The organism is Cupriavidus sp. FW306-01-F10A, assembly GCF_058782785.1.
Window position 1 is genome coordinate 192349 of the sequence record NZ_JBYSYA010000007.1, and the last position, 23534, is coordinate 215882.

Here is a 23534-nt window from a genome sequence, read left to right on the forward strand (position 1 = left end):
ACTGGCCGCAAGCGACCGCTCGCCGGCCGTGACGTCATCAAACTTCAGTCTGCTCCGCCATCTCAAGCGCGTCGTCGACCTCGATGCCAAGATATCTGACAGTGCTCTCGATCTTAGTGTGTCCAAGCAGCAACTGTACTGCGCGCAGGCGTGAAGTCGGCTTGGGAAAAGGTGGTCAGATGAACGGAGTCCTCGTATCCGAATCCAGGCAGCAACGCTGTCACGGGTCTGCTCGGTGATCTCAAACTGCACCGGTCGATGGGTCTTTTGCTGAGTGACTGTGGCTCGGGCGGCCACGTGCCCGCCGTGGCATATGTCTTGGACCAGCAATCGAGTCAGATCGCAAGCTCGGAGCTTGCTGTCGATGGCCAAGTTGAACAGCGCAAGCTCGCGCGCCTTCGAGGACATTTGGAGCCTGGTGCGGATCGCCCAGATTTCCTTGAGCTTCAAGGGCGGCTTCTGACCCGTAAGCTTCCCTTTGTTCCAAGGAACGTGAGGCGCGGCGGGGGAGTTTCGCGTATCCATGACGATCTCCTTTCAGGTGAAGGGAGATTCAGTTTGCGCCTGCTGTAACGGTCGCTGTCCGACCCTCTTCTGCCGTCTAGCCCCGCGCGGCCCCAACGGCGGCTTCCAACGCGAAACGGACATTTGTTACGTCCTTGCGCACGAGCGAATTCCGTAGGTGCATCAGGCCCATAGTGCTCCAGTACCATCGCCATAAACTCGAGGCATGGCCAGCTCGCGAACCAGCGCTGCTGCCATAACGCTGATCAGTTCGTCGGTAGCTAGCACTGGCATTGATGCTACACATGCTACACATCCAGCGATGCAATCGCGATAAGGGCGGGGCAATCCAGTATCTCGATATGCGAATAGGCGATCGTGATGAGCTTCTCGCTCTCGAAATCTTTTAGCTCCCGGTTCAGCCGCTGTCGCGACACGCCCACCAATGCGGCCAGTTCGTCCTGGGAGAGCTTGAGTGAGAGCGTGACTATGTCCCCCCGCGGGAGGCCGTAAGCTGGAAGCAGTGAGACCAGCGATCGCGCCACCCGGACCCGTATCGGGGCCAGCGCGTTGGCAGCGGCTCCGTCATAAAGAGCGCGAGACCGCGAGCAGAAGAGGCGCAGCAATGCCTGGGCCAGTGCGGCGTCTGTAAGGAGCGCATCCATGAAGGCCTGCTTGGCAATGTGCAATACGACCGAATCACTATGCGCGCGCGTGTCGTGAATGGAGTGCTGTCCATCCAGCACGGGGATGACGCCTTGAATCTGCCCAGGCTCCATATAGCGGATCACAAAGCGTTTGCCTGAACCCGTAAAAACGCCGACCTCAAGGCAGCCACTCAACAACACAAGCAGTGAATCCGCCGGCTGACCTCGTGTAGTGAGGATTTCTCCACTGGCATATTGCTTGATATTCCCCGTCTCAACGAAACGGCTGCGCGTCTGCTCCGCGCACCCTTGCAGCGCCGCGGAGCGCTCGAGCACGGAGTTGGCGAGAGCCTGATACGCCGTAAGTCCAGTTTTTGTCTTCAAGGTGACAGATTGTTGCAGTGCGGCATCGCCAGAATGCGCACATGGGGAAAGCGCCGAGGGGTCAAGGCTGGCGAGTGAACATCTTAGCATCGCAACCTCAGGCTTTGCGGCGGTAGCCGTGGCAGCCGCCGCACCGCTCTGCGCCCTTTCGTGCGCCACTTCCCCGGCTTAAGAGCGTGTCATGCGAACCAGGTGGTGGACGCTGCAATGGCGCAGGCCGCCGGCTAGCAGCACGCCCTGTGTGAATCGATAACAAAAATGAAGGGGGAGCAAACAATGGCACGAAAACATGGTGTGGCCTGCATCTTGATCGTCGCGGCGGGCGCATCGGAGGCAACCACTACGCAATTGTTCGGTGTCGCCGACCTGGCCGTGGAATATGCCCACGGGTCGACCGGTAGTGTTGTGCGCATGCGCGATGGCGAGCAGGCCGCATCGCGTTTCGGGATCAGGGTAATCGAAGACCTCGGGGGCGGAACCCGGGCCACGGCCCTGATGGAAGCCGGCGTCAGCATGGACACCGGCATGGAAGCCTTTGGCAGCGGCACGCTGTTCGGCCGGCAGGCCTATGTCGGCCTGGGGTCGGATACCTGGGGCGAAGTGAGGCTTGGCCGCCAGTACACGCCGTCCTTCTATGCGCTGGTGCGCGTGGACCCGTTCGCATTGAACGCCGCCGTATCGCCTTTCGGCCTGCTCAACAGCGTCGCCTCGCAGGGAACCGGGCAGGTCGCCTTCGGCGCGCGCTTCAACAATGCGGTGCAGTATTTTTCACCCAAGTTCGGCGGATTCGCTTTCGGCGCCGCCGTGGCGCCGGGCGAGGTGCCCGGCTCGCCCCGCAGTGGCCTGAACTTCGGCGCGAATCTCACCTATGAGTCGAAATCGGTCTATGGCTTCTACGCCTATCAAGGCATGCACAACCCGCAGACGCCGACGCCAACCGAAACCAGGCTGACCTCCATCCATCTTGCGGGCGCCGCCGTCCGTACCGGCCCCGTCGAATGGGGAGTGGCCGCTGGCTATACCAGCAGCACCTTTGTCAATACGAAGCCGGCGCGGCATCTCGGCCTGACTGCAAACTGGGACGTCACCAAGAGCGATGTCCTGAAGGCGGCAGTCGTCAAGCGCTTCGTCAAGGGAGGCAATCAGCCTTTCGCCCTGGCACTGGGCTGGGACCATGCGATGAGCAAGCGGACGGCTGTCTATGTGCGCGGGCTCTACTTCCATAACAGCCCGCGCGGCAGCATCTCGCTGAACCAGATCCCGATCGACGCCAACAGCGGCGATTCCGGCAAGTCCGTCAGCGTCGGCATCCGCCATCGCTTCTGAATTGACGCAGGCAAGGCACTGGTCCTGGCGGGGGCATCCCGTGCGCGGCCTGTCAGAACCGTGCCGAGCCAGAAACCGGATTTTGTCTCCAGGTTGACAGATTGTTGCAGTGCGCCAGGCCTAGTATCGAGATGTCGGCATTGGGTAGTTCGCCTGGCGCGGCACAGCAAGAGACTGGATAGCGGATGAACAGAATGAGCATGAACGAGACAGATACTTATGACTTTATCGTCGTCGGCGCCGGCTCCGCCGGTGCCGCGGCGGCGGTAAGGCTGGCGCAGGCGGGCAAGCACCAGGTCCTGCTGCTCGAGGCGGGCCCGCCGGACACCAGCTTCTGGAGCCGCATCCCGATTGGCATCGTCAATCTCCTGGGGCGGGGCATTTATATCCGTGACTTCTTCACCGAGTCGGACGCGCAACTGAACGGCCGCAAGATCTACTGGCCGCGCGGCTGGGTGGTGGGCGGCAGTTCCACGGTCAACGGCATGATGTGGGTGCATGGCACCCCTCGCGAATATGACCGATGGGCGGAGGATGGCTGCCCTGGCTGGGGCTGGAACGATCTGGCGCCCTGGTTCCGCAAGATCGAAAGCTATGCCAAGGGGGATCCGGCGCATCGCGGGCGGGGAGGCCCGGTCGGCGTCACGGAATTCCAGCCGGTCGATGAAGGACCGGATGCCTTCCTCGATGCGTTGCAGGCTTCGGGGGTAGGCAAGCGGGTCGCTGACTACAATGCCGGCGGGATCGGCGGCAGCTACATCCAGTTCAACACGCGCAACGGCATGCGCTCCAACATGCGCGAGGCCTACCTGGACCCGAACAAGGGGCTGGATAACCTGACCATCATGACGGGCGTGCTGGCCAGCCGGGTCCTGATTCAGGGAAAGCGGGCCTGCGGCGTGGTGGCCCGCGGGGGGGAGCGCGAGCTGACGCTGCGTGCGCGCCGCGAAGTGATCGTGAGCGGCGGCGCCTTCAATTCCGCCCAGCTGCTCGAACTGTCTGGCATCGGCCGGCGCGATGCCTTGAGCGCGGCGGGCATTGCGCTGCTGCACGAGTTGCCGATGGTGGGGGAAAACCTCTCAGAGCACGTCTACAGCCCGATGGCCTACCGGTGCAAGCCGGGCATCAGCTGGAACCGGCAGCTTGCCAGCGGGGTTGGCAGATTCAAGGACGGCGTGCGCTGGTTCTTCCGCCGTGACGGACGCCTGACGTCGGCCACCATCACCGCGCATGGCTTCGTGCCGCGCGAGGCCGGCGGCAAGGATGCCGAGATCAAGCTCCAGATCCAGCAGGCCAGTTCCTCGGGCAATCGCGGCAAAACTCGGACACGGCTGGATCCCTTCGACGGCGTGACCCTGGCATCGTTCCAGATCTGCCCCTATTCGCGCGGGTCCTCGCACATCGTCAGCGCCGATCCCGCTGCGTCCCCGCGGATGGTGTCCAACCATTTCACCGACCCGCGCGATATCGAGGCCTGCCTGGTTGCCTTGCGCAAGTCGCGCCAGGTGGCCGCGGCCGCGCCGCTGGCGCGCTGGCTGACCGAGGAGCTGCGTCCGGGACCGTTTGTCTCTTCCGACGAAGCCCTGGTGGACTATATGCGCGCGACCGGCGCCACGGCCTACCACCCGGTCGGCACCTGCCGCATCGGGACCGATGCCGCGCAGTCCGTGGTCGACCCCAGGCTGCGCGTGCATGGGATCACCGGGCTTCGGGTCGCTGACTGCAGCGTGATGCCATCCATCGCAGCAACCAACACGAACGCGATCGCCATCGTCATCGGTGAACGCGTGGCCGACTTCGTGCTGGCCGAGCATACCTGAAGCGTGCGTCCGCGCAGGCGCGCGGGACCAAGACAGACACGCCAAACCATGGGTGGCCGCACCCCGGCGGTGCCGTCCACCCTTCCTGGAGACATCTCATGACCGATCTTTTCCGCCGTAAGCTCCTGCAGGGAGGTGGCGCAATCCTGGCATTGGGCGCCGTGGGCCGGTCCGCCTTCGCGCAGACGCCATGGCCATCCACCACCAAGCTGGTCGTGCCCTTCCAGGCCGGTGGCGGTGCCGACAACAGTGTGCGGATGATGGAGGGCATGCTCGGCAAGTCGCTGGGCACGACCATCGTGGTCGAGAACAAGCCAGGTGCGTCCGGCCTGATCGCCGCCAAGTCCGTCATAAACGCGCCGCCCGACGGCAGCGTCATCCTGTTGATGAGCAACCTGATGGTCACCCAACAGGCCATCACTGGCCGCTACGACCTGCTCAAAGACCTCAAGCCGGTGACGAAGACCACTGTGACGCCGCATGTGCTGGTCGTGCGCGGCAACTCGCCCTACAAGATCCAGGCAGACCTGATCGCTGCGATCCAGTCGGCACCGGGCAAGCTGAGTTACGCCAGCGGGGGCATCGGTTCGAACACGCACCTGATGTACGAGATTCTCAGTGATCGGGTGCCGGGCGGGCTCAAGGCGCTGCATGTGCCATTCAAGTCCGGCGCTGAGGGCGCGGTCGCGCTGTTGTCCGGCGAAGTGGACTTTTCCTTCCAGCATCCGGGCGCCGTGCTCGCCTACCTGAAGAAGGGCACCTTGCGCGCCTTGTCCATTACGGCCAACAAGCGCCCGGCGCAGTTTCCCGACGTGCCCACCGTGGCGCAAGCAGGGGTGCCCGGCTACAACTATGTGCCGTGGGGCGGGTACGCCTTGCCGGGCAAGGCCAGGCCGGAGCTGGTCGAGCGGCTGTTCACGGCGGTCAAGGCCGTCGCGAGCAAGCCCGAGTATGTGGCGTATCTGGGAAGCGTGGGTGCGAGCGTGGAGATCAGTGAGTCTGCGGCGGCGTTCGCCGAGCAACTGCGCACGGAAATCCAGACGGAACAGGCTCTGGTGAAACGCCTGGGCCTGAAGACATAGGCAAGCCAGCCCATGGCATCCACCGCTAGTCGCGCTGATGAACGGATCGCCACGAAGCTTGCGATCACGCCACAATGACAAGAGGTCTCATGACAACCAGTAATTTTGAACCGCAGTACCAACCGGCATTCCAGGGCAAGATGGGGAAGACGCTGGCAGACTCAATGCCGCACTGGTCCCCCCCCGTGCGCGCAAAAGCTGGCAGCCCCAACGTTGTCATGATCCTGCTCGACGACCTCGGGTTCTCCGACCTGGGCTGCTTTGGCGGAGAGATCGAGACGCCAAACGTCGACGCCCTGGCGGCCGGGGGGCTGCGATTCACCAACTATACAACCGTCCCCATGTGCACGCCTGCGCGCGCGGCGCTGCTCACGGGCAAGAATCCGCACAGCGTGGGATGCGGCTGGCTCTCACACCATGATCCGGGCTACCCGGGCTATAAGGGTGAGATGTCCCTGGATGCGCCCACCATGGCGGAGATCTTGAGGAGCACCGGCTACAGCACCATGGCGGTCGGCAAGTGGCACAACACCTATGACCGGAACAACTTTCCCGGCGGCGATACCAGCTCGTGGCCATTGCAGCGAGGCTTTGACCGCTTCTACGGCTTTATGTCGGCCGAGACCAGCTACTTCCAGCCGGACAATATGCTGGACGGCAACCAGTTTGCCGGCGTGGAATCTTATCCGGACGACTACTTTGCGCCAGATGACTACACCCGGCGCGCGATCGGCTGGATGGCTGAGCACCGATCCTGTTCGCCGGACAAGCCGTTCTTTCTCTACCTGGCTTTCCAGACGCCCCATGGCCCCTTGCAGGCAAAGCCAGGGGACCTGAAGAAGTACCTGGGCCGCTACGATGCCGGGTGGGATGCACTGCGCATGGCGCGCTACCAGCGGCAGCGCGCGGAAGCCGTGATCGAGCCCAACGCCGCCTACCCTGAACGCAATCCGGGCGTGGCCGCGTGGGCGGACCTGCCGCCCGAGGACCGGGCGTTGTACGCACGGTACATGGAAGTCTATGCTGCGCTGGTCGACAACGCAGACCAGAACATTGGCAAGGTCCTGGACTTCCTGCGCAGGACTGGCCAGCTTGACAACACCATTGTCATGGTGACTTCGGACAACGGCGCCAACTCCGTCGGAGGCCCGACCGGCGCCATGAACCTTCAGGCACGCCGGGCAGGGCTGCCGGACAATCCGGAGGTCAACAGGCAACTGCTGGAAGCCGGCCGCGTGGGGAGTAAAGAGACATATGTCGTCTATCCGTCCGGCTGGACACAGGTCAGCAATACGCCTTACCGGCTCTACAAGCGCACCCCAATGGCGGGCGGCATTCGCGTGCCGTTCGTAGTGCATTGGCCTAGCGGCATTGCCAGGGAGGAGCGGGGCGCTATCCGCCGGCAATGGATTCACGTGACTGACGTGTTGCCGACGGTGATGGACCTGGCCCAGACGGCGCTGCCGCCGGTGTTTAATGGCTTCCGCACCCGTGACCTGGACGGCAAGAGCTTTACTGCCAGCCTGCGCAGCGGCACGGCGCCGTCGCAGCGCAGCCGCCAGTACTACGAACTGCAGGCCAACCGGGGATATATCTCTGGCGACTGGAAGATCGTCTCCTTGCAGGTGCCGGCGCAGCGCCTCGATCTGGACAACTGGATGCTGTTCAATATCGCCGACGACCCGACCGAGATCCATGACCTCGCGGACCAGCATCCGGAGATATTGGATCGCATGGTGGCGGAGTTCGAAAGCGAAGCGACCGCGAACTACGTCTATCCGCTCGACAACCGCGATGAGCGGCGCCTGGTTTCCCTGCCTCCATATGAACTCGATCACGTCCGGTTGCCGCGAGACTTCCATCGGGAGGGCCAGGCCATTCCGGGCGCGGTGATCTCTCCCCTGATTGGCGATCGGTGCTTTGTCCTGCGGGCATCGTTTGACTGGAACACGGGGGACGAGGGCGTCATCCTTTCCATCGGCGACCGCTTCTCCGGAATGGTGCTCTACGTGGAGCAGGACGCGCTGCATTTCACGTACCAGTGGTGGTTCAGCCCGCGGACCCTGCCGCCCATCCGGCTCAAGCCGGGAAAACAGGAGTTCGAGCTCGATTTCAAGGCGACCGGCGGACGCCGGGGGGAAGCGGCTGTCACACTCAATGGCGCGCTGCACGTTGAGCGTGCCGAGTTGTCGCCGACGATGCTCCGCGCGACCAATGGCCTGAGCGTCGGCATGAGCAGGCGACTGTCTGTCAGCGAGTGCCATGAAGGCAAGGGCGCACTGCGATACACCGGGCAGATCGATCGAGTGCGGATCGAGCCGGGCGAACTGGCCAGCGACAGTCCGATCGTATCGAGCGAAGCGCTGATACAAGCCAGGATGCGCGATGCCGGGTTGAAGGGCAGCGCTGTCTGAGCGGTTCGGACGTTCGGCCAGAGGAAGGCGCAACCCGCCGGACACGCGCCACTTTGCACACTAAGGAGAAGACGATGAATGCACAAACCATGACTGCAGTTCGAACACCCAATCCCCCCGGTGGCCCCAGCGCCAGCGCAATGCTCGGCGCCCTGCGCGCTGCTAAGGTAACGCACGCCGTCACCGTGCCGGACTTCGTGCAGTTCGCACTCCACGAGAGGTTGCTCGCTGCTGATAGTGGTATCCGGCAGGTAGCCGCCTGTAGCGAGGATCAGGCACTGACGATGGCTACCGGACTGTACGTTGGCGGTGCGAAGCCGGTGGTCATGGTGCAGAACCAGGGATTCTACAAGTGCCTAAACACGCTGCGCGCAACCTGCATCGACGCCGGCGTGCCCATGGTGTTTCTTGTTGGCCAGTTCGGGCGCGAACTGGAGAACATCGGGCAACCTGCACGAGATTCCAAGCGCAGCATGGTGCGTCTGATGGAACCATTGCTGGATGCCATCGGCGTTCGGTACTGGAATATCGAAGATGAGACTGACGTCGCCCACTGCGCGGAAGCCTTTGCGCACGCGGCGGCCTGTGAGGGACCGGCGGTGCTGCTGATCGGTCGTCACGTAACCTGGAATTGAGGAGACGAAAACGATGCAAATTCAGCAAGCCTGTGCCGCCATCGCTGCGGCCCGCAACCAAGCATGCCCTGACGCACTGCTCGTATCGACGATGTCAGCCCAGTTTGCCTTCGACGCGCTGGGTGTGGCTGAGCGCCGGATCGACTCGGTCCCCTTGATGGGCGGGGCGGCTGGCCTTGGCCTGGGATTGGCGATGGCCAGGCCCGACCTTCCGGTGATCGTGGTCGATGGCGACGCCAGTCTGCTGATGGAACTGGGTGGCCTGGTCACCGTGGCTCACAACCGGCCTCAACGCTTCCTGCATATCGTGCTTCACAACAGCGTGCAGTTCAATGGCCTGGTCAATCTTGCGACCGCAGGCACAGAGCCGACGTGCGATTTCGCGGCGATGGCCAGGGCTGCCGGCTATGACGATGCGCGCACGATCGATAACCTGGACGCATTGACTGCCGCACTCCCGGAATTGCTTGCGCAGGACGGCGCCACGTTTGTCGACCTGGTGGTCGATGCAGACCCACGGCGCATCGGGCCTGACACGCCGCAGCCACTATTGCCTGAACTGCAGTTCGTGCGCATGCGCAACGCCGTACGGACCCTGCGCGCGGCGCTCAATACCTAGAAGCAGCGGCAGCTGCCGACTGATCCCTTACCCACTTCACAAGACGCCGGGACCTCGGTCCCGGCAGGCAAGGCAGATGAAGGTGGGCCCGTAACTGCGCTGTTCTCAACGTCACCAAAAGTATCACTATGCAAGCTGCCACCACAATGGAGCGGCCGTTCACCAGCATGTCCGCGCTGATTCGGGAACATGCGTTGAAGGGGGGCGATCGCACCGCACTCATTCATCGCTGCCGGAAAATCAGTTACCGGGAACTGGATGCGATGGTGGATCAGGTCGCGTCCACCTTGCAACGCGATGGGGTCCGTTCGGGGGAAGCTGTCGCCATCTGCGCAGCTTCGTCCGTCGAATATGCCGCCGTCTTTCTCGGCGCCTTGCGGGCTGGCGCAGTCGTTGCGCCGCTGGCGCCGTCTTCGACTGCAGCAAACCTGGCTGGGATGGTGGCCGACGCCAATGCCGGCATCCTGTTTGCCGATGCCGTCGTGGCTGCGATGCTGGAAGGCGTTGCCGCAGAACTCGGCAATGTGAGGCTGGCCAGGCTGGATACGCAGGCTTTCGTGGACTGGCTCGGCCCCGCCGGAAAGCCCCCGGCTGATGTGCCAGTCACGGCCCAGCAGCCCTTCAACATCATTTACTCTTCAGGGACGACCGGCACCCCCAAGGGCGTCGTGCAATCGCACGGGATGCGGTGGAACCATGTGTGCCGAAGCGCGCTCACCGGTTACGGTCAGGATTCGGTGACACTGCTTTCGACGCCCCTGTACTCCAATACGACACTGGTCAGCTTCATCCCGACCCTGGCGCTGGGTGGCACCGTCATCCTGATGGACAAGTTCGATGTCATTGACTACCTCGAACTTGCCCAGCAATACCGCGTGACAAACACCATGCTGGTGCCGGTCCAGTATCGGCGGTTGCTGGCCCATCCGGAATTCGAGCGCTACGACTTGTCGAGCTTCCGCACCAAGTTTTGCACTAGCGCGCCTTTCTCTGCCGAACTCAAGGCCGACGTGCTAAGGCGCTGGCCCGGCGGGCTGGTCGAACTGTATGGCATGACGGAAGGGGGCGGCACGTGCATGCTCGCCGCGCATGCGTTTCCTGACAAGCTGCATACCGTGGGGCAGCCAGCGCCCGGCTCTGACATTCGTGTCATCGATGAGCACGGAAACGAACTCCCATCTGGTGCGGTTGGAGAGATTGTGGGCAAATCCGCGGGAATGATGTCTGCCTACCAAAATCAGCCAGAGAGGACCGCCGAGGCTGAATGGTACAGCCCCCAGGGTGAGCGCTTTATCCGCACTGGTGATATGGGACGCTTCGATGAGGACGGCTTCCTTGTGCTTGTCGATCGCAAGAAGGACATGATCATTTCCGGTGGCTTCAATATCTTTCCCAGTGATCTTGAAGCGGAGCTCATTCTGCATCCCGCGGTAGCGGATGTCGCGGTGGTAGGCGTCCCCTCGGAAAGATGGGGGGAGACTCCCGTGGCATTTGTGGTGGTTCGGCCAGGCCAGGCGCCTACAAGTGAGGCGTTGCTCCTGTGGGTCAACGACCGGCTGGGCAAGATGCAGCGGCTTGCAGCGGTGCATCTCACCGCCGAGTTGCCTCGCAGCGCAATTGGCAAAGTACTCAAGCGCGAGCTGTTGCACGGATTCAGATCCGGAAATGGCGAATCCCGTGATACCGCTGGCTGAATTCTGGCAACCGATTGCGCTGCACACGGTTCGATGCCTGGCACCGTTTCACGGGCGCCAGAATCCGTACGCCGCCTTCTGATCAAGTTTGCGTGGCAATGCAAGGAAGGTCGGCCTTACTGACGCCGTTTCAATGGAGGCCAATTCCATGACGAGCTTTACCCGCCGCGACATCCTGAAATGCGCCGCCTGCATGCTGGCGATCCCCGCAACGAAAGTCCTGGCGGCAGGCGCCTTCCCATCACGGCCTATCACCGTCATCGTTCCGCTGCCAGCCGGTGGCGCCGCGGATGTCCTGGTTCGGAAACTCTGCGTTTCGCTACAGAAGCGCCTCGGCCAGTCGGTTGTGGTGGACAACAAGCCGGGCGGGATTTATCAGATTGCCATGCAGACGATAGCGAGAGCTCCTGCGGACGGCTACACCCTGATCGCCCTGAATTCGGGCATGGTGGCAGCGCAAGCGTCGCTGCGTCGCTACGACCTGCTCAAGCAACTGGCGCCCATCGGCCGAACCAGCATGACCCCTGGGGCATTTGCCATACCTCCCAACAGCGCCTATCGGACCTTGAAGGAGCTGATCGAGTATGCCCGCGCGAACCCCGGGAAGGTGAACTACGCTACGCCCGGGCCCGGAACGCTGGAGCACCTGGCAAGCGTCAAGTTCGCAAGGCATTTCAACCTGGACGTGGTACCCGTACCTTTCAAGGGTGGGCCCGACATGCTGACCGCTCTTTCCCGCGGCGACGTGCAGTTCGCCATCAGTGCGGTGCCCGTCGTTGCCAGCTTTGCACAGAAGAAGCTGGTTCGCGTGCTCGCCGTTACCGATGAGAAGCGCACGGCGGCGCTGCCCGATACGCCCACGCTGGCCGAGTTGGGCATCCAGGGACTGAATCTCGTTTTCTGGGGCGCCCTCGCTGCACCAAAGGGGACGCCCGCGCATGTCATTGAAGCGCTCTCTGCCGTGGTCAGCGCTGTCCTGAGAGAGCCTGATCTGCGGGAAAGCTTTGCTGCGGCTGGAAGCGAGGTCAGACCATCAACGGCTGCTGAAGTGGATAATGGGATCGTTGCGGACCTTGCGTGGATGACGTCGGCCGCCAAGTCAGCCAATCTGGTCGTGGCTGACTGAGCTTTTCAATCGATGCCTTCACTTCCCGGTGCGTCGCTGTTGCCCGCTACAGCCGCTAATCGTCTCGCCAGTTTCCTGATGCCATGGCACCGCGGCATCAGTTCCGAATCGCTGCGTGCCGACCTGATGGCCGGTCTGCTTGGTGCCGTGCTGGTCCTGCCGCAAGGGGTTGCCTTTGCCACACTGGCCGGCATGCCGCCGCAGTACGGCATCTATACGGCGGTGGTCCCATGCATCGTCGCGGCCTTGTTTGGATCGAGCCGGCATGTGATGTCGGGCCCGACCAATGCCAACTCCCTGGCCTTGTTCGCCATGTTGAGCCCGCTCGCCATCGCTGGCAGCGCCGAGTACATCAGTCTGGTGCTGGCGGTGACCATTCTGGTTGGCGTGCTGCAACTGGCGGTCGGCGCGCTGCGGCTGGGGTCCCTTGCCAACTTCATCTCTCCATCGGTGCTGCTGGGGTTCACCTGCGGTGCCGCCACCCTGATCGCGTTGTATGCGCTCAAGGACCTGTTCGGATTGCCGGTGCCCACCGGCACCAATGCGTTTGGCGTGGTGCGCTTCCTGTTCGAGAACATGTCCAGCGTCCATTGGGGTGCCTCCGCGGTCGGCGCTGTCACGCTGGTAGTCACGCTGGTGGTCAAGCGCGTTTCACGCCGGCTGCCCTTCACTCTGCTCGGCCTGCTGGCCGGCTATGGCTTCGCCTTGGTGCTGAACGCCACGGACCTGGGCGGCCATGTGAATGTGATTGGCCAGATCCCCTCGGCGATCCCACGCTTTCATTTACCGAGTACTCCTTGGCAAATCATTCCCGCCCTGCCGGGCGTGGTTGCCGCGCTGACCATCGTCGCGCTCGGCCAGTCGATTTCCATCGCCAAGGCAGTAGCGCTGCGTTCCGGTCAGCACGTGGATGCCAACCGCGAATTCATCGGACAGGGCCTGTCCAACATTGCCGGTGGCCTGTTCTCCTCCTATGTCTCCTGCGGTTCGCTTAACCGCTCCATGCCCAACTTCGAGGCCGGTGCGCAGACGCCGCTGGCCAGTGTGTTTTCCTCCCTGCTACTGGTGGCGCTGGTGAGCGTCAGCGCGCCGCTGCTGGCGCAGATTCCGCTCGCGGCCATTGCTGCTACGCTGATCCTGGTGGCATGGGGATTGTTCGATTTCGCCCGACTCAGGCGCATCGCACGCCTGAGCCGAACCGAGTTCGCTATCGCGCTCGGCACCTTCGCGGCCACGCTGGTGATCCGCCTGGAGATGGCCGTGCTGCTCGGAGCTACGCTCTCGCTGGTGGCCTATCTGTACCGCACCTCGCGACCCGCCGTGCGCAGCCTGGTGCCGGATGCGGACGACCCCGACCGCCGCTTCACCCCGCTGGACGAACTGCCGCGGCTCCGGCTCGAATGTCCGCAGCTGAAGCTACTGCGCATGGAAGGCGCGATCTTCTTCGGCGCAGTGCAGTATGTGGCCGACTGCCTGCATCGGCTGCGCACGGTCAGTCCTGGCCAGACCCATTTGCTGGTCATGACGAAGAGCATGAACTTCATCGACCTGGCAGGCGCGGAGATGTGGGAAAGCGAGCTGACCGAGCGCCGCGCCGCGGGCGGCGATCTGTACTTCCACCGCCCGCGCGCGCAGGTGCAGCGGACCTGGGAACAGACCGGCTTTCGCGCCAAGCTGGGCGATAACCATGTCTTCCCGACCAAGCGCCAGGCCCTGCACGCCGTCATCGCGCGGCTCGACCCTGACATCTGCGCGGGGTGCGGCGTGCGCATCTTTGAGGAATGCGCGAACCGGCCCATCAGAGAAGGAATCAGCTGAACGCGAATGCTTTTCCCGATCGAATTGCCGCCGTGGCCATGTGAGCAGGCGAGATCATGCTTCGCTTCGAATACGAGGCACTCGGACATATCGCACAGCAGATTAGAGTCCACCTGTAATGCGCACCTACAATGGCGTTTTCCAAGGCACAACCGCCGCTCGAATGTTGGAGTGAAGCGAAAGGCGAGCGTCCGGAGATGGCCGAACCCGGAAGTCCATCGGTCGCCGACCTCCGCCGCGGCGTCGAACTTCCGCTCCCGACCCATATCGGACTTCGCTTTCAAAAACGACCAACGGCAGCTTTTGAGATTCAAGCGGTCATCGAGGTAGGAGTCGTCGCCGGCACCTTATCGGGCATGCCTGCCGTTGAATGCAACAGAACCAGCAACAACATGATCAGGCCTGCGCTCTTTAATCAGGTGCCTGCCTCGGAGAAAGGCCTGATGCGAGCATTGGCTGGCATCGGGCAAGAAGGCCGGTGGGCACTACCCCACCGGACGGTAGGCGGCAGAGAGGTCAGAAGTTGTGGTTGATGCCAACGTTGAAGGCAGAGTTTCCGGCGAGTGGGTTGCCGACGTCATTGGCATTCCATACGCGGTAGAAGCCGGACTTGGCCGTGTTCGCCGCGCGGTTCCAGATGTGAGCGTAGGACGTATAGAGCCTGGTCCGCTTGGAGAGGCTATGTACGTAGCCGATTGCAAACTGATGGGCATCGTTGTTGGCGTCGGTCCGATCGTTCTTGTAGATGTATGACGTCACGACCCGCCCGGCGCCGACTGGAATCGAAGCCCCCACCAACACGTCTTCCGATTTGAAGTTGGGCGTGCCCGGTACGATGGCGCCCCGGTTGATCACGTAGTTGAAGTAGCCCGTCGCGAGCCCGAAGTCGTACTTGGCACCGAAGAACACTTCCCGTGCATTCCTGCCAGGGCCGTTGGCGTCATGGGCGTCCGCGTATGCAACACGCCCCTGGAAGTTCCCCCCCGAGTAACCGAGTGCCGCGCCAAACTGGCTGTTGGTGGCCGCGCTGCCGGGCACTTCGCCAAAGCTATAGGAGAGTTCGCCATCGAGGCCGCCGAGTGTGCCCGGCAGGTTGTATTTAAGGGCGTTGTCGACGCGGTTGCTGCCGCCTCGACCGCCGGCTGAAATCAGGTTTGCAGACGTGCCGGCCAAGCCAGTCACAAACGGATCGAACTCCACTTGTGCCAGCGCCAGCGTTGTGTATTGCCGCCCCATCGTGATGCGGCCCGGCAATGCGTCGAGTCCGACGTAGGCCTGCCTGCCGAACAGTAGGCCGCCCTGACCTGATGTGCCAGTATCCATCAGGATGCCGGCTTCCAGCGTAAAGAACGCTGCCGTGCCCCCGCCTAATTCCTCGCGTCCGCGCATGCCAACGCGCGAGCCTGACATCATGCCGCTCGTGACCTTTGTTACCGAACCAGCTGCCGCGCCGTTTTCGTGTACCAGCCCGACGTCCGCTACGCCATACAGATTCACGCTGGACGACTGCGCCGCGGCATAGATCGAGTGCCCACCTGCGCCGAATGCCACCGCCGCGCCGAGCACGCATCTTGCCAACATCGCCCGCTTCATTCCCATGTCGGTTTTCATTCTAAATTTTTTAAAATATGCAAATATTTATGGAATATCTAAATTTGAGCGTGGCGCGCACGAGGGCGCCAATCAGCTGGTGGACTGTGAGCCTGCTCCTGGTTGGGATCCCGTCGGGTGCGGCGCAGATCTACAGCGTTGCCGCGAAGTGCCGCGTGGTCTCTAGTAGCGAATAGGTGGCCTTGAAGCCGATTTCTCGGCGAGCGGCACTGACGTCGGACGGCGCCGGTCGTGCATACGGAAATCCGGCAAAGCCGCCCTCGGGCAGCCTGAGCTCGGTGGTCTGCAGCGCCGGATAACATTGGCGCACGACATCGATGAACGCTTCAACCGAGAACCATTCGCCGGTAGCGATGTTGTACACGCGTTGGCGCGGCGCCGGTGCGGTCAGTGCAGCGATGTTGGCGATAGCGCAGTCCCGGGCATCGATAAATTCCTCACAGCCGTTCCACAACAGGATCGAGTCGTCCAGCCTTGCAGACACTCCGGTGCGTCCGGCTTCGAGCAGCGTGGCCAGTAACCGGCCCGGCACACTGGTGACCGCGTCCCGTCCCGCGCCGAGCACAGCGCCGTAGCGCAGCACGACCGCATCGACGTCATAGAGCGAGGCGTAGGCGAGCGCGAGATGCTCGCCAGCCAGCTTGGTGGCCGCATAGATACTGCCAGGCCGTTCGCTGAGGACCCGCAACGGGAAATCCTCGGCGATCGGTGTGGCAGGCAGGGACGGGAAGGCTGAGTACATGACGGTGGTCGAGCTGGCAATCACGACACGCGAGAGCTTACGCTGGCGTGCCAGCTCAAGAACGTTTGCCGTTCCCATCGTATTGACCCGGATGCCGGCGAGTGGATCCTTGCGAATGGCAGTGGAAAGCAAGGCCGCCGTATGGACGATAGCGGTGACCCCATGCTCGTCCACCAGGCGGGACAATGCGTCGTAGTCGGTCACATCGCACAATGCCAGCGGCAGCGCGCCCAGTTCAGCGGAATCGGGCCGCCTCACGTCGGCGAGCAGCACAGATTCTCCCCGGGCCAGCAACTGTGCGGCGGTCAGACGGCCGATCAGGCCGGCGCCGGTGACTAATATCGTCATGGCAGCTCCTCAGTCGGCCTGAATGCCGAATTCCTTGACGATCCGGCCATAGCGCTCGTAGTCAGCAGCGATCAGCTTGCCAAGGGAGGCTGGGTCGCTGCCCTGCGGCGTCACGGCAACCGTTGCCATCCTGGCGACGACGTCCGGCATCTTCAGGATGTCGTTGAAGTGCTTGTTCAGCGTCAGAACCAGTTCCGGGGACATGCCCTTCGGACCCACCACGGCCTGCCAGGCACCAACCTCGACATCCTTGTAGCCAAGCTCGGCCAGGGACGGCACGTTCGGCGCGAATGGCGAACGCTTCTTATCCGCGACGGCCAGCGGAATCAGCTTGCCCGACGGGAAGTACTGGGACACCGGCCCAAGCGTGGAGTACATCATCGGCACCTGCCCGCCCAGCAAGTCGACCACCGCGGGGGCGCTGCCGCGGTAGGGGATCTGGGTGAGCTTGATGCCGGCCGATTTGTTGAACAGTTCCGCCAGTATGTGCATTGGCGACCCGTTGCCCGGACTGCCATAGGTTTTCAGCGTACCGGCTTTAGCATGCGTGACGAAGTCTTCCATCCGGGTGACACCGGCGGCCTTATTGACCACAACGAACAGCGATTGCGTGCCAAGTAGCGTGATCGGCGTCAGATCCTTGCGCGGGTCGTAGGAGGCGCCCGTGCCGGGCCGCAGCACGTGCGGAGAGATTGAGATTGTGTTCGGGGCGAACAGCAGCGTATAGCCATCCGGCGCAGCCTTTGCCACGTAAGCCGTGCCAATGGTTCCGCCGGCGCCGGTGCGGTTCTCCACCACGACGGGCTGCCCAAGCCGCGCAGTCAGCTTCTCGGCAAAGAGGCGTGCCAGCACATCAGTATCGCCGCCGGCTGGATAGGCCACGAGAAGCGTGACCGGCTTGGTTGGATAGCTGCCCTGCGCAGTGGCTCCGCCCGCCGCAAGTAGGGTGGTAATCGCTGCCAGGCCAACCAATGCCCGGCGTCTCGCGGATTTCTTCATGTGATCCAACTCCTCTAGGTGCATTGCGGCCCGCCGGGCCTCACAGCAATTCCGGCGCTTACCGCACCATGTTCATATATGAAACAACGTTTCAATGAAAACCCGTAGAAATTATAAATTTAGATTTATTGAATAAAAGATGGCGTTTACCCTGCGTAGGCAAAGGGTGCGGAAATGGCTCTTTTCCGGCTGCACACGGGCGAAATTCAGGCCCGAATTGGTAATCCTACCGATCGGCGGCACCCGCTCTGGTCTCCGGATAGTGCAAAATTTCGTTGTTGGAGGTAAATTTATGAAATTGCAGGTGTCCTATAGATACCGGCCAGCCCTTGCCGCTCATCCATCCAACAACAAATCATGCGGACTTCCGATTTGCCGCGCAGGCTGCAGCACGCAGAGCCGGCGCCAACCCAGACCATTTCCGAGAAGGCGTATCAACTGCTGCGCGCAGACATCATTGCGGGCAGCCTGCCCCCTGGAGAAAAGCTTCGCCTGCAGGCATTGCAGGAACGCTACGAACTCGGCGTGAGCCCGATCCGCGAGGCCCTAATGCTCCTCTGCGGCGAAGGACTAGTCAGCAATGAGGGGCAAAGGGGCTTCAGCGTGACCAAGCTCTCCAGGAGTGATCTGCTCGATCTGATGCATGCGCGCACCTCGATCGAACTGCTCCTGCTGGCCGATGCCATTGAGCATGGCGACGATGACTGGGGCGCGAACATCATGGCCGCCTATTACAAGCTGACCAGAGCGCGGCTGCCGACCGATGCATCGGACACGGTCGCAGTGGAACTGTGGGAAACGGCTCACCGGCGCTTTCACCTCGCGCTGGTTGCAGCGGCTACGTCGAAGTGGCTACTGCGCATCGACGAACAACTGGTCGACCATTCTGAGCGGTATCGTCGAATTCGCCTTGCCTACCCGCGCTCGAGCAAGGAACTGGCCGACGACGTGTTGAAGGAACACCTGGACCTCATGGAGGCGGTGCTCGCGCGCGACACGGAGAAGGCCTCCGCGCTGCTGCGGCACCACCTGATGCGCACGGCCGAAGTCCTCAGCAAGCGCTTTGCCGACTAGCCCTAATTTCAGGGCTTGTCGGGCAGCGCGACGTAGGCCACGATTTCGATGCGCATGCCTGGCACTACCAATGCCTTGGCGATCACCGTCGAACGATTTGGATAAGGCGGGGCAAAGAACTCTCTATAGACCGCATCGACTACCGGCACGTCAACGGCTTCCAGCAGGGTGATCAGCACCTGCACCACATCGTTCAGGTCCGCGCCCGCTGCTTCGGTCGCTAACTTCAGGTTCTCAAACGTCAGGCGCGCCTGCCGGGCGATATCGCCGGTATCCACCGACCCGTCCGGACGGACTGGACCGTGCGCCGTGAACAGCAGACCTGCGGCCTGGGTCGCCCAGGAAAATGGCTGTGCCGGGGCGGGCAAGCCAGTCTCAATGACCTGCTTCACTGTGAGGTCTCCTTGACGAGTTGCGCGAGCCGCGCATACCAAGGGTGGGAAGGGTCGGAAAGCGCAGTATGTGTGCGGAAATGATCCTCGCCCGCGAGCATGTAGCAATCAACGGGTGCCGGCTGCATCCTCAGCATGGCGTACATGGCGAGATTGGAGCGGATCACCCGCTCGCTGTCATGTTCGCCGTAGCTGAGCACCATCGGAACGGTATTGCCAGCAGACCACGTCAGCGGACTCATTGCCGCATCCAGCTCCTGCGAATCGAGCAATGCGGTGTACACCCGCTCCTCAAGACTCCCGGGCGCCGGGTTCGGGTGGTGCAGGTTCATGATGCCACTGATGGGCAGGCAACCGCGAATGGCCTGCTGGTCAACGCCCATCGCGCGCAGTTGTGGCTTTCGCATCGCCGCCATTGCCGCAATACCGCCGCCCGCCGAATGGCCTGAAAGATACACTTGAGAGGGAGAGCCGCCCCAAGTGGCAATGCTCTTCTGCACCGTGGCCAGGAGCAGCACCGCGTCGTCAAACGCTGCGGGCAAGCTGTGGGCCGGCGCCAGCCGATACGTGGGCGCCACCAAGACCATGCCAAGGCTTATCACCATAGGCGCAAGGAACGAGACGTATTCCTTGTAGCCGTTCGTCCAGCCACCACCATGCCAGAAGATCAGGACAGGCGCGTCGCGGAACCCTCTTGCCGTGAACACATCGAACCGCTGCTGCTGGTCGGTACCGTAGGTGAGGTCGCGCAAAGCGACGACGCTTTCCGGTAGGTGTTTCGCCCAGTCAAGGACAGTACATTCATACGCCCCTGCGGCCGCGGTGGGCAGCGGTGGCTGAGAGGACTCTGGTTCACTCACGAACTGGTCTGACGTTTTCACTTTGCATCCAAATCAAGTGCGTGCCACCGGCATATGTCGCTCCCTGGCATATTTGCAAAATGTACATCAACAATGATCTTGTTTGCAAGATCATAATTTATAAATTATTTTGCACGATGTGTGTGCCGGTGCAGAGGAGTCGGGGTTGTCACATGGACCTACACTGCAACGTATGCGCAGCCATTTGTGTGCTTCGAGCCTTCGATCGGCCGTTCGAGTGTCTCAGCACAAGCGCAACCGAACGGCTCCTCATGGCCGGAATGGGCCTTCCGACCGGTACCTGACAGTCGGCGCGTCCCGACCCTGAAGAGACATACGTGGTTTTCGATAGTTGCCCTTCAGGGCCCGAGACTGCAACGCACGCTCAATGAGAGACAGCCGACAGACCAGATCTGAGAGGCAGGTATCTGAGCTAACGCGGACGATTGGTCTGCGTAAGTGTCGACTATCACCACTATGTCGTCATCGGCGAGAAGACGTTTATCACGTCGGTCATGCGCGCTGACTATTTCACCGTGGCTGTTCGCACAGATCCCCGCAGCAAGCCGGCATGCATATCGACGCCAGTCTGCTGGCCACCATGGCTGCATTGCAGAACAACTCGATGACCGATGCAGGTGGCGTCGCCGGAACGTAGGCTACATGAGGCCGCATCACGCCCACTCCCTCTCCACGCGCTGCATCATGGCCTCGCACGCAGTGCACGCATTCGCAACCAGACGCTCGATGATCCTTCCAGCCGGTTCGATCGCATCGGCGAATCCGCCGGCCGGCCCGAGCGAGACGATGCCGGCGTCGGGTTCTCCGCCCAGGTACACGCGCTCCTGGGTGCGCGACGACAGGATGAGGTCGCCAAATGCCGCGTGCGTGCGGGCGCCCTCGGCTTCGAGGCGTTGCACCTCGCGCGCGGCGGCGTTGTCGAGCACGCGCCAGGTATCGTTCAGGCTGCGCAGGATGGCAATCGAGCAATGCTCGTCAGCCGCGGCGATGCGCTCCTTGAGCGCGCGGTGGGTGGCGATTTCTGTGGCGACCATGAAGCGGCTGCCCATCACCACGCCATCGGCACCAAGCGCCAGCGCGGCGGCGATCTGACGGCCGCTGCCGATGCCGCCGCCGATGACGAGCGGGATCTCCACGCGTTCCAGCGCGAACGCGCCATTGACGAAGGCGGACAACTCGTTGGCGCCAGGATGTCCGCCTTCCTCAAGCCCCACCAGCGCGATGGCATCCACGCCAAGCCGCTGTGCCGTCAGCGCGTGGCGCACGCTCGGGCACTTGTGGATCAGCAGGCCACCTCCGGCATGAATTGGCGCCACCAGTCGCTCGGGAGACATGCCCGCGCTCTCGAATACGCGCACGCCTTCTTCCAGTGCGACGTCGATCCACGCCGCGGCCAGCCGGTTGCGGTCCTCGCGGGCCGACAGCGTGACGTTGACGCCGAAGTGTCGGCCCCGGGTCAGGGTGCGGCAGCGGCGCAGATCGGCGCGAAAGGCGTCGAGGTTCGGGAACGAACGCGCGGTGATGAACCCCATCGCGCCCGCGTTGACCACGGCCGCCACCACATCGGACGTGCCGAGGAGTTGCATGCCGCCGAGCAGGATCGGATAGCGGATATCCAGCAGCGCGGCCAACCGCGTCCGGAAAATGCCTTCGGCCGCGTGGCCGGATGCTGCCGAACTCATGTGTTCTCCTCCATCGGATGTCTGGATGCGGCGCGTCAGAGCTGCGTCAGAGCATCACGTAGCCGCCGCTCACGCCGAGACTCTGGCCGGTGATGAAGGCCGCGCGATCCGATGCCAGGAATGTCACGACGCCGGAAATATCTTCCGGCCGTGACAGCCTCCCCAGCCCGCGTGCGATTGGATAGGCGCCAAGCATCTTCTTGAGACGGTCGTCGGTTTCGGGAGTGGCCGACGGATGCAGCGGGCCGTTGGCGATGCCTTCGTGCGAGACCGCGCCCAGTGCGATGGTGTTGACGTTGATGCGATCACGGCCGTGCTCCTGCGCGATCGCCTTGGCGAATCCCAGCATGGCGGCCTTGGCGCCGGAGTAGACTGCCAGGCGCGCCTCGCCGACACGTCCGGCTTCGGACATGATGTTGACGATCTTGCCGCCGCCCTTGCGCTGCATGCCGGGCAGGGCGCTGTGGCAGCAGTTCATCACGCCATAGACGTTCAGGTCGACGACTTCCTTCCAGTCTTCCACCGGCATTTCCATGAACGTCGGGGGCATGCCGCCCTTGGTGCGACGCGCCACGGTCACGCCGGCGTTGTTCACCAGGATGTCGACATCGCCGAAGCGCTCACGTGCCAGCGCGAACATGCGTTCCACCTGCTCGGCGTCGCCAATGTCGGCCTGCACGGCCAACGCCTGGCCGCCTGCCGCTTCGATTTCCTTTTGCACCGCCTGCGCGCGCTCCAGGAAGTAGTCGTTGATCACGACGCTGACACCTTCGCCGGCGAGCTCCAGGCAGATGCGCCGACCCACGCCTTGTCCACCGCCAGTCACCAGGGCCACTTTGCCTTGCAGATGCAGTTCCATTCCGTTCTCCTCCAGTTTTCGATGTTCCGATGTTTCGATGTCGTTCGCGTGCGGCTTAGCGCCCGACGAAGCGGGGTTCACGCTTCTCGACGAATGCGCGCATCCCTTCCTTCCTGTCCTCGCTGTCCATCACCATGGCCGCGCCGTAGCACTCGAACTGCAGGCCAAGGTCGACCGAGCCTTGCATGCCAAGGTTGACCGACCGCTTGGCGAAGCGCACGGCCAGCGGCGGTTGCGTGGCGATACGCCTGGCCATCGTCAGTGCCTCGTCCATCAGCTTGTCATCGTCGATCACGCGGTTCACCAGGCGGATGTCCTTCGCTGCGTCGGCGCTGATCAGTTCGCTGGTGAAGATCAGTTCCTTGGCCACGGCCTGGCCGACCACGCGCGGCAGGCGCTGCGTGCCGCCAGCGGCGGGTATGACGCCGAGCTTGATCTCGGGCAGGCCGAATCGCGCCGATCGCGCCGCCAGCCGGATGTCGGCGCACAGGGCCAGTTCCAGGCCGCCTCCGAGTGCCACGCCGTTGATGGCGGCAATCACGGGCTTTTCAAATTCCTCGATGCCGCGGAACAACTCATGCGTCCGCTGCTGCGTGACGTAGTAATCGGCGGGATGCGCCGTGCCGCCCGCGCGCTCCTTGATGTCCGCGCCGGCGCAGAACGCCTTGTCGCCGGTGCCGGTCAGCACCACGCAGCGAACGCTGGTGTCGTCCCGCGCCACCTCGAAGAACGCCTTGGCGAGATCCGGCTTCATGGAGCCGCCGAGTGTGTTCATGCGCTCGGGGCGGTTCAGCCGGATGATGGCCACGGCCTCGACCACTTCGTACAACAGGGTTTCAAACTGCATCGATGTCTCCTTGCCTGGAATGATGTTCGC

At 62.8% G+C, this 23534-nt stretch carries 20 protein-coding genes and 1 pseudogene; 11 read left to right on the top strand and 10 right to left on the bottom strand.

What is annotated here, in order from left to right:
- Positions 1-37: 37 nt before the first annotated feature.
- Both AC3WLF_RS13055 and AC3WLF_RS13060 read right to left on the bottom strand, forming a co-directional pair.
- Positions 38-525, bottom strand: a pseudogene (locus tag AC3WLF_RS13055) (site-specific integrase).
- Between the two features lie 287 nt (positions 526-812).
- Positions 813-1535, bottom strand: coding sequence for a Crp/Fnr family transcriptional regulator (locus tag AC3WLF_RS13060; protein ID WP_492358338.1), 723 nt, complete (start codon positions 1533-1535; stop codon positions 813-815).
- Between the two features lie 258 nt (positions 1536-1793).
- Between AC3WLF_RS13060 and AC3WLF_RS13065 the strand changes: the two genes are divergently transcribed.
- The 10 genes from AC3WLF_RS13065 (at position 1794) to AC3WLF_RS13110 (ending at position 14602) form a co-directional block, all read left to right on the top strand.
- On the top strand, positions 1794-2861 hold the full coding sequence (locus AC3WLF_RS13065) for a porin (protein ID WP_492358339.1): 1068 nt from the start codon (positions 1794-1796) through the stop codon (positions 2859-2861).
- A gap of 200 nt (positions 2862-3061) precedes the next feature.
- Complete coding sequence (locus tag AC3WLF_RS13070) at positions 3062-4681, top strand: GMC family oxidoreductase (RefSeq protein ID WP_492318049.1); 1620 nt, start codon at positions 3062-3064, stop codon at positions 4679-4681.
- Positions 4682-4779: 98 nt separating this feature from the next.
- Positions 4780-5763, top strand: a complete 984-nt coding sequence (locus AC3WLF_RS13075) for a Bug family tripartite tricarboxylate transporter substrate binding protein (RefSeq protein WP_492358340.1) — start codon at positions 4780-4782, stop codon at positions 5761-5763.
- Between the two features lie 89 nt (positions 5764-5852).
- The gene (locus AC3WLF_RS13080; protein WP_492318047.1) at positions 5853-8177 is read left to right on the top strand and encodes an arylsulfatase; all 2325 of its coding nucleotides are present in this window, start codon (positions 5853-5855) and stop codon (positions 8175-8177) included.
- Between the two features lie 74 nt (positions 8178-8251).
- Positions 8252-8812, top strand: coding sequence for a thiamine pyrophosphate-binding protein (locus AC3WLF_RS13085; protein ID WP_492318046.1), 561 nt, complete (start codon positions 8252-8254; stop codon positions 8810-8812).
- Positions 8813-8825: 13 nt separating this feature from the next.
- Positions 8826-9431: a thiamine pyrophosphate-dependent enzyme gene (locus AC3WLF_RS13090; RefSeq protein WP_492318045.1), complete on the top strand. Its 606-nt coding sequence runs from the start codon at positions 8826-8828 to the stop codon at positions 9429-9431.
- A 128-nt stretch (positions 9432-9559) separates the two neighbouring features.
- A complete protein-coding gene (locus AC3WLF_RS13095; protein ID WP_492358341.1) occupies positions 9560-11125 on the top strand; it encodes a class I adenylate-forming enzyme family protein in 1566 nt (521 codons plus the stop codon).
- 148 nt (positions 11126-11273) lie between these two features.
- The gene (locus tag AC3WLF_RS13100; protein WP_492318043.1) at positions 11274-12251 is read left to right on the top strand and encodes a Bug family tripartite tricarboxylate transporter substrate binding protein; all 978 of its coding nucleotides are present in this window, start codon (positions 11274-11276) and stop codon (positions 12249-12251) included.
- Positions 12252-12329: 78 nt separating this feature from the next.
- A complete protein-coding gene (locus tag AC3WLF_RS13105; protein ID WP_492358373.1) occupies positions 12330-14069 on the top strand; it encodes a SulP family inorganic anion transporter in 1740 nt (579 codons plus the stop codon).
- Between the two features lie 131 nt (positions 14070-14200).
- Entirely contained in the window at positions 14201-14602 is a 402-nt protein-coding gene (locus AC3WLF_RS13110) for a hypothetical protein (protein ID WP_492358342.1), read from the top strand.
- Here the strand turns inward: AC3WLF_RS13110 and AC3WLF_RS13115 are convergent.
- From AC3WLF_RS13115 to AC3WLF_RS13125, 3 genes are all read right to left on the bottom strand, one after another.
- The gene (locus AC3WLF_RS13115) at positions 14586-15680 is read right to left on the bottom strand and encodes a porin (protein WP_492318040.1); all 1095 of its coding nucleotides are present in this window, start codon (positions 15678-15680) and stop codon (positions 14586-14588) included. The two genes, AC3WLF_RS13110 and AC3WLF_RS13115, sit on opposite strands and share 17 nt — an antisense overlap.
- Positions 15681-15810: 130 nt before the next feature.
- Positions 15811-16770 (bottom strand): NAD-dependent epimerase/dehydratase family protein, encoded by a 960-nt coding sequence (locus AC3WLF_RS13120; RefSeq protein ID WP_492318039.1) that lies wholly within the window; start codon positions 16768-16770, stop codon positions 15811-15813.
- A gap of 9 nt (positions 16771-16779) precedes the next feature.
- Positions 16780-17769, bottom strand: coding sequence for a Bug family tripartite tricarboxylate transporter substrate binding protein (locus AC3WLF_RS13125; RefSeq protein WP_492318038.1), 990 nt, complete (start codon positions 17767-17769; stop codon positions 16780-16782).
- A gap of 357 nt (positions 17770-18126) precedes the next feature.
- Between AC3WLF_RS13125 and AC3WLF_RS13130 the strand changes: the two genes are divergently transcribed.
- On the top strand, positions 18127-18843 hold the full coding sequence (locus AC3WLF_RS13130) for an FCD domain-containing protein (RefSeq protein ID WP_492318037.1): 717 nt from the start codon (positions 18127-18129) through the stop codon (positions 18841-18843).
- 8 nt (positions 18844-18851) lie between these two features.
- Here AC3WLF_RS13130 and AC3WLF_RS13135 read toward each other — a convergent pair whose 3' ends face one another.
- The 5 genes from AC3WLF_RS13135 to AC3WLF_RS13155 all read right to left on the bottom strand — a co-directional run bounded on the left by AC3WLF_RS13135 (position 18852) and on the right by AC3WLF_RS13155 (position 23504).
- Positions 18852-19235 (bottom strand): RidA family protein, encoded by a 384-nt coding sequence (locus AC3WLF_RS13135; protein ID WP_492318036.1) that lies wholly within the window; start codon positions 19233-19235, stop codon positions 18852-18854.
- Positions 19232-19987: an alpha/beta hydrolase gene (locus AC3WLF_RS13140; protein WP_492318035.1), complete on the bottom strand. Its 756-nt coding sequence runs from the start codon at positions 19985-19987 to the stop codon at positions 19232-19234. Before AC3WLF_RS13140 ends, AC3WLF_RS13135 begins: the two co-directional genes overlap by 4 nt.
- 782 nt (positions 19988-20769) lie before the next feature.
- The gene (locus AC3WLF_RS13145; protein ID WP_492356332.1) at positions 20770-21798 is read right to left on the bottom strand and encodes an NAD(P)H-dependent flavin oxidoreductase; all 1029 of its coding nucleotides are present in this window, start codon (positions 21796-21798) and stop codon (positions 20770-20772) included.
- Positions 21799-21844: 46 nt separating this feature from the next.
- Positions 21845-22657 carry an SDR family NAD(P)-dependent oxidoreductase gene (locus AC3WLF_RS13150; RefSeq protein WP_492318033.1) on the bottom strand — a complete coding sequence of 271 codons (813 nt, stop codon included), beginning with the start codon at positions 22655-22657 and terminating at the stop codon, positions 21845-21847.
- Between the two features lie 55 nt (positions 22658-22712).
- A complete protein-coding gene (locus AC3WLF_RS13155; RefSeq protein WP_492358343.1) occupies positions 22713-23504 on the bottom strand; it encodes an enoyl-CoA hydratase/isomerase family protein in 792 nt (263 codons plus the stop codon).
- Between the last annotated feature and the right edge of the window lie 30 nt (positions 23505-23534).

What these genes read in the sequence shown, in the direction of transcription:
- AC3WLF_RS13065 (WP_492358339.1), top strand. Translation starts at nt 1,794, where the DNA reads ATGAAGGGGGAGCAAACAATGGCACGAAAACATGGTGTGGCCTGCATC.
- AC3WLF_RS13070 (WP_492318049.1), top strand. Translation starts at nt 3,062, where the DNA reads ATGAACGAGACAGATACTTATGACTTTATCGTCGTCGGCGCCGGCTCC.
- AC3WLF_RS13075 (WP_492358340.1), top strand. Translation starts at nt 4,780, where the DNA reads ATGACCGATCTTTTCCGCCGTAAGCTCCTGCAGGGAGGTGGCGCAATC.
- AC3WLF_RS13080 (WP_492318047.1), top strand. Translation starts at nt 5,853, where the DNA reads ATGACAACCAGTAATTTTGAACCGCAGTACCAACCGGCATTCCAGGGC.
- AC3WLF_RS13085 (WP_492318046.1), top strand. Translation starts at nt 8,252, where the DNA reads ATGAATGCACAAACCATGACTGCAGTTCGAACACCCAATCCCCCCGGT.
- AC3WLF_RS13090 (WP_492318045.1), top strand. Translation starts at nt 8,826, where the DNA reads ATGCAAATTCAGCAAGCCTGTGCCGCCATCGCTGCGGCCCGCAACCAA.
- AC3WLF_RS13095 (WP_492358341.1), top strand. Translation starts at nt 9,560, where the DNA reads ATGCAAGCTGCCACCACAATGGAGCGGCCGTTCACCAGCATGTCCGCG.
- AC3WLF_RS13100 (WP_492318043.1), top strand. Translation starts at nt 11,274, where the DNA reads ATGACGAGCTTTACCCGCCGCGACATCCTGAAATGCGCCGCCTGCATG.
- AC3WLF_RS13105 (WP_492358373.1), top strand. Translation starts at nt 12,330, where the DNA reads ATGCCATGGCACCGCGGCATCAGTTCCGAATCGCTGCGTGCCGACCTG.
- AC3WLF_RS13110 (WP_492358342.1), top strand. Translation starts at nt 14,201, where the DNA reads ATGGCGTTTTCCAAGGCACAACCGCCGCTCGAATGTTGGAGTGAAGCG.
- AC3WLF_RS13115 (WP_492318040.1), bottom strand. Translation starts at nt 15,680, where the DNA reads ATGAAAACCGACATGGGAATGAAGCGGGCGATGTTGGCAAGATGCGTG.
- AC3WLF_RS13120 (WP_492318039.1), bottom strand. Translation starts at nt 16,770, where the DNA reads ATGACGATATTAGTCACCGGCGCCGGCCTGATCGGCCGTCTGACCGCC.
- AC3WLF_RS13125 (WP_492318038.1), bottom strand. Translation starts at nt 17,769, where the DNA reads ATGAAGAAATCCGCGAGACGCCGGGCATTGGTTGGCCTGGCAGCGATT.
- AC3WLF_RS13130 (WP_492318037.1), top strand. Translation starts at nt 18,127, where the DNA reads ATGCGGACTTCCGATTTGCCGCGCAGGCTGCAGCACGCAGAGCCGGCG.
- AC3WLF_RS13145 (WP_492356332.1), bottom strand. Translation starts at nt 21,798, where the DNA reads ATGAGTTCGGCAGCATCCGGCCACGCGGCCGAAGGCATTTTCCGGACG.
- AC3WLF_RS13150 (WP_492318033.1), bottom strand. Translation starts at nt 22,657, where the DNA reads ATGGAACTGCATCTGCAAGGCAAAGTGGCCCTGGTGACTGGCGGTGGA.
- AC3WLF_RS13155 (WP_492358343.1), bottom strand. Translation starts at nt 23,504, where the DNA reads ATGCAGTTTGAAACCCTGTTGTACGAAGTGGTCGAGGCCGTGGCCATC.